5 protein-coding genes are annotated in these 5,140 nt (G+C 75.8%); 2 read left to right on the forward strand and 3 right to left on the reverse strand.

What is annotated here, in order from left to right; translation table 11 throughout:
* Positions 1-353, reverse strand: a 353-nt coding sequence (locus tag FNQ90_RS27320) for a LacI family DNA-binding transcriptional regulator (RefSeq protein WP_182606385.1), incomplete at its 3' end; no start/stop codon positions are given.
* A gap of 187 nt (positions 354-540) precedes the next feature.
* On the opposite strand from FNQ90_RS27320, the gene FNQ90_RS12110 reads away from it, so the two are divergent.
* On the forward strand, positions 541-1,569 hold the full coding sequence (locus FNQ90_RS12110; RefSeq protein WP_182606386.1) for an ROK family protein: 1,029 nt from the start codon (positions 541-543) through the stop codon (positions 1,567-1,569).
* Between the two features lie 47 nt (positions 1,570-1,616).
* On the opposite strand, the gene FNQ90_RS12115 is transcribed toward FNQ90_RS12110, so the two are convergent.
* Together FNQ90_RS12115 and FNQ90_RS12120 are read right to left on the reverse strand one after the other, a co-directional pair.
* On the reverse strand, positions 1,617-2,150 hold the full coding sequence (locus FNQ90_RS12115) for an NUDIX hydrolase (RefSeq protein ID WP_182606388.1): 534 nt from the start codon (positions 2,148-2,150) through the stop codon (positions 1,617-1,619).
* 86 nt (positions 2,151-2,236) lie between these two features.
* Positions 2,237-3,679, reverse strand: a complete 1,443-nt coding sequence (locus FNQ90_RS12120) for a zinc-dependent metalloprotease (protein ID WP_182606387.1) — start codon at positions 3,677-3,679, stop codon at positions 2,237-2,239.
* Between the two features lie 273 nt (positions 3,680-3,952).
* Here FNQ90_RS12120 and FNQ90_RS12125 point away from each other — a divergent pair, with 273 nt between their 5' ends.
* Entirely contained in the window at positions 3,953-5,074 is a 1,122-nt protein-coding gene (locus FNQ90_RS12125) for an NAD-dependent epimerase/dehydratase family protein (RefSeq protein ID WP_143621065.1), read from the forward strand.
* Positions 5,075-5,140 lie beyond the last annotated feature (66 nt).

The following is a 5,140-nucleotide window of genomic DNA, read 5'->3' on the forward strand; positions in this document are numbered from 1 at the left end:
CACCAGCGGTGGTAGACCTCGGCCTCCCGATCGTGGTCGGGAACGATCTGGAGCATCAGGGCGTGGTCCCGTTCGGCGAGGACGGCCTCGATCCCGCTGATCAGCTCCATGAGGAACGACTCCACACCGACCGGGCGGGCGGGGCGGCACATCGCCAGGCCCACCGCTCCCGCGCGGGAGCCGGTGAGGGCACGGGCCGCGCTGCTGGGATGCCATCCCAGTTCGGCGGCGATCCGCCGGACGGAGGCCCGGGTGCGCTCGGAGACCCCCGGCTGACCGTTGAGCGCGTAGGAAACGGCAACCTTGGAGACGCCCGCCCGGCGGGCGATGTCGGCGATCGTCGGACGTTTCACCGGGGCTCTCCCATGGTCAACCGGTGTCCTGTGCGGGCAGCTTACCGCCGCCGGCGTCCCCGCTCCCGGTCCGCCGGGTCCCGCCGGGGCCGCCGGTCGGCGTTGACAGGGGCCCGGGCGGGGACGTAGCGTCGGGCGACTTAATCGGTTAAGTGATCGGGGAAGCCTTCCCCTTCCGGAGGCCAGGGTGGACACCGCAGGAACGACGGACGCGGAGAGCCCCGGGGGCCCGGTCGACACGGGGAGCCCACGGAACGGCGGCGGGGCCGCGAACGCCGGACGCCCCGCGCCCGCCCTCGCGCTGGACATCGGGGGCACCAAGTTCGCCGCCGCCGTCGTGGAGCACGACGGCACGATCACGGCCCGCACCGAGGAGCCCCTCACCGGCCCCGGCACGGCGGCCGGGGCCCTGCGCACGGTGATCGCCCGCGTCCTGGACCGGGTACCGGGCGGTGTGCCGAGCGGGGTGGGCATCGGATCCGCCGGGCCGCTGGACCCGATCGCGGGCACCGTCAGCCCCGTCAACATCCGCGAGTGGCGCGAGCACCCGCTGCGCGACGAGGTGGCCGCGATGTTCCCGGGCCGCCCGGTCCGACTGGCCGGGGACGGACAGTGCATGGCGCTGGGGGAGTGGTGGCGCGCCCCGGACCGCGACCGGGTGCGCTCCCTGCTCGGCGTCGTCGTCTCCACCGGGGTGGGCGGGGGCCTGGCCCTCGACGGCCGCGCCCATGCCGGCAGCAGCGGGAACGCGGGGCACATCGGTCACACCGTCGTCGACCCGGCGGGCGAGCGCTGTCCCTGCGGGGCCACGGGCTGTGTGGAGACGATCGCCAGCGGCCCCTCCATGGTCCGCCGGGCCCGGGCCGCCGGATGGAGCGGTGCCGACGCGCGCGAACTCGCCGCCGCGGCCCGCGCCGGGGAGCCGCGGGCCCTCGCGGCCTTCGACGAGGCGGGCCGGGCGCTCGCGCTGGCCCTGCTCAACGCCGTCGCCGTGCTGGATCCCGACCGTGTGGTGATCGGCGGGGGCGTGGCCGCCGCCGGCGGGATCCTGCTGGATCCGCTGTACCGATGGCTGGACGACCTGGCGGGCCTGCCCTTCCTGCGGGGGCTGCGCCCGGTCCCCACCGCCCTGGGGCGGGACGCGGGCCTGTACGGCGCCGCCGCCCTGATCCACCGGGACCGGCCCGCCGCCTCCCTCGTCGCCCCCGACGCCTGACGCACCGCGGAACCGGTCCGGCGGGCCGGTCGGTCCGGTCGGGTCCGTTACGGTGCCCCGGCGAGCAGCCGTCGTCGCCCGGCATCCATCAGGGCGACCACCGAGGCGTCCGCCATCCCGGCCACCTCCGTGTGGTGGAACCAGCGCACGTCCAGCGACTCCTCCCCGCACACCGCCGGGGCCTCCGGCGGTGCCACGGCGAGGTACTGCACGTCCAGGTGCGGCGCGCAGGGCGTGCGGTGGCGGTCCAACCGCACCGGGTCCGGCAGCAGCCGCAGAGCGGGGATGCCCGACTCCTCGGTCGCCTCCCGCAGTGCCGCCGCGGCCAGGTTCGCGTCCCCCGGCTCGCAGTGTCCCCCGGTCTGCAACCACATGCGCAGCTTCCGGTGCAGCGTGAGCAGCACCCGTTCCCCGGTGGGGTCCACCACCAGCGCCCCGGCGGTCAGATGACCGGCCGCGCAGGAGCGCCGCATCGCGTCGGGATGCGCGCCCAGGTGTTCGAGATAGTCGCGGCGCAGGGTTTCCTGCTCACCGTCCGGCGCGCGCCAGGCGCCCAGGACCCGCGCGGCGTCCTCCCGCAGCGGGTCCCGGGACCGCTCGCCGGGCACGGCCGTGCCCGTGTCCCCGCGGGGGTCGGTGCCCCCGCCTCCCCGGTGACCGACGGTCGTCACTCCGGGCGTCCCCGGTTCCCCTCGTTCCCGCCGTCGTCGTTCCCGCCGTCGTCCCGGCCGTCGTTCCCGTCGCCGTTCCCGCCGGGGTCCCCCGGCCTCCCGGACGACCCGCCGTCGGCGGCGTCGCCCAGCAGACGGTCCAGCTCGGAGAAGTCCGGCTGCTCGCGGTGGACGAAGCCGTCCGGGTCGTCGAGGTCCTCCGCGGTCGGCAGCATGTCCGGGTGCGACCACAGCAGGTCGCGCCCCTGGTAACCACGGGCGTCGGTGAGCGAGGCCCACAGCCGGGAGGCGTCCCGCAGTCGGCGGGGGCGCAACTCCAGACCGATCAGGGTCGCGAAGGTCTGCTCCGCCGGACCACCGCTCGCCCGGCGCCGGCGCAGCGTCTCGCGCAGCGCCCCCGCCGAGGGCAGGTGCGGGTGGGCGGCGGCGTGCACGACCGCGTCCACCCAGCCCTCGACCAGCGCCAGGGCGGTCTCCAGCCTCGCCAGCGCGGCCCGCTGCTCCGGGGAGTCCTCCGGCTGGAACATGCCCTGCTGGAGCTTCTCCTGGATCTCCTCGGGTCGGGAGGGGTCGATCCGCCCGACCAGGTCCTCCAGCTTGCCGGTGTCCACCCGAATGCCCCGGGCGTAGCCCTCGACGGCTCCGAACAGGTGGCCGCGCAGCCACGGCACGTGCTCGAAGAGCCGGTGGTGGGCGGCCTCGCGCAGCGCCAGGTACAGCCGCACCTCGTCGGCGGGAACACCCAGTCCCTCACCGAAACGCACGATGTTGCCCGGCAGCAGAGCCGCCTTCCCGGCGGGGCCCAGCGGCAGGCCGATGTCGCTGGAACCGACCACCTCGCCGGCCAGCACGCCCACCGCCTGACCGATCTGGGTGCCGAACATGGCGCCGCCCATGGAGCGCATCATGCCGAGCAGCGGACCGGCCACGGCCCGCATCTCCTCCGGCAGCACCTCGCCCATCGCGCCGCCCACCCGTTCGGCGACCGGGTCCACCAGCTCCCGCCACACCGGAAGGGTGGCCTCCACCCACTCCGCACGGCTCCAGGCCACCGCCGAGGTCGCACCCGAGGGCAACGCCGTCACCTCGTCCAGCCACAGCTCGGCCAGGCGCAGCGCCTCGCCCACGGCGGCCCGCTCGGCGGCGCCGACGCTGCTGTCCCGCGAGCCGTCGGGCGCCCCGGCGGCGACCGTCTGACGGGCCACGTTGCGGGCCAGGTCCCAGTTGACCGGACCGTCGTCGGAGGAGAGCAGCTGCCCCAGCTGCTGGAAGGCCGCGCCCAGGTCGCCCGGGTTGCCGCCGCCCAGCGCGCCGAACATGGCCGCCAGCGGATTGTCCGCCGGGTCCGGACCCTTGTCCCGGCCCCCGCCCTGGTTCTTTCCGGGCTCGCCGTCCTCCGGCTCCCGGGGGAGACCGAATCCGAATGGGGTGTCGCTCACGGGAATCCTCGGCAATCCTCGGTTGTGCGGCTCGATGGTCTCGACGGTGTGGTCGCCACCCGCGGCGCGGGTGGACGGTCGGCGGACACGGGTCGGTCGTCCCGGTCGGCGTGCTCCGGCCGGGCGGCCCGATGCGGACGCGGCCGGGAGCGGCGGAACCGGCCCGACCCCGACACGGCGCACCGAGCCGGGTCGTGATCCTCCAGCCTAAATGTCCCTCGTGCAGGATGGGGGGTGCGCATCCCGTACCGAGACAACCGCTGGAGACGTCCTGTGAGTTCCCCGGAGCCCTCCGTTCGCGGAGCGCGAAACGATCGGCCGGCCGCGTTGACCGTGGCCGTCACGGGAGCGGCCCGGGGCGCCGGCGCCCTGATGACCCGGCGTCTGGTGGGGGCGTCCCCGCCCGTCCGGGTGATCGCGGTGGACGAGCGACGGGGCACGTTCGAGGGCGCCGACGACGCCGAGTGGCACCTGATGGACATCCGGGACCCCGCCCTGGCCGAGCCCTTCCGTCCCGACGGCCGTCCGGTGGACGTCGTGGTGCACCTGTCCCTCGACCTCGACCTGGAGACCGACGCCGGGGCCCGCACCGCGCACAATGTCGGCGGCACCCGGGCGGTGCTGACGGCCGCCGCCGCCATGGGGGTGCGCCGGGTGGTGCTGTGCACCTCGACGATGGTGTACGGCGCCCTCCCGGACAACGACGTCCCCCTCTCGGAGGACGCCGGACTCCGCGCCTCCCCGGACGCCAGCGGGGTCGCCGACCTGCTGGAGATCGAGAGCCTGGCCGAACGCGCCCCGCGCGCCCACCCCGGACTGAACGTCACCGTGGTCCGTCCGGCCGCCCTGGTGGGGGTCGACGCGGACACCGCCCTGACGCGCTACTTCGAGTCGCCCCGCCTGCTCCTGGTGGCCGGCTCCCGGCCCCGTTGGCAGTTCTGCCACGTCGAGGATCTGGTGACCGCGCTGGAGCTGGTGGTGCGCCGCGACCCGACCGGCCCCCTGGTCGTGGGGAGCGACGGTTGGTTGGAGCACGAGCAGGTCGAGGAGCTGTCCGGCATCCGTCGCATGGAACTGCCCTCGGCGGTGGCGCTCGGCGCGGCCACCCGTCTGCACCGACTGGGGTTGACCCCGTCACCGGCGGCGGATCTGGCGTACACCATGCACCCGTGGGTGGTGGGCACGGGACGGCTCTACGAGGCCGGGTGGCGACCGACGTGGACCAATGAGAAGGCGCTCGCGGCCCTGCTGGAGGAGACCGCCGGACGGCACGCAGTGGCCGGCCGCCGACTGGGCCGCAAGGACGCGGCGACCACGCTGGGGGCCGCCGGCGCGACGGTCGCCCTGGTGGGTACCGCGGCTCTGGTGCGCCGTGCCCGCCGCCGACGTCGCTGACCCCGGGTCGCCCGGAATCCCCGAATCGCCCGCACTCTCCGGATCCGCCCGCCCCGCGCCCGGGCG

This window comes from Streptomyces alkaliphilus, from assembly GCF_014141535.1.
Classification (GTDB): domain Bacteria; phylum Actinomycetota; class Actinomycetes; order Streptomycetales; family Streptomycetaceae; genus Streptomyces; species Streptomyces alkaliphilus.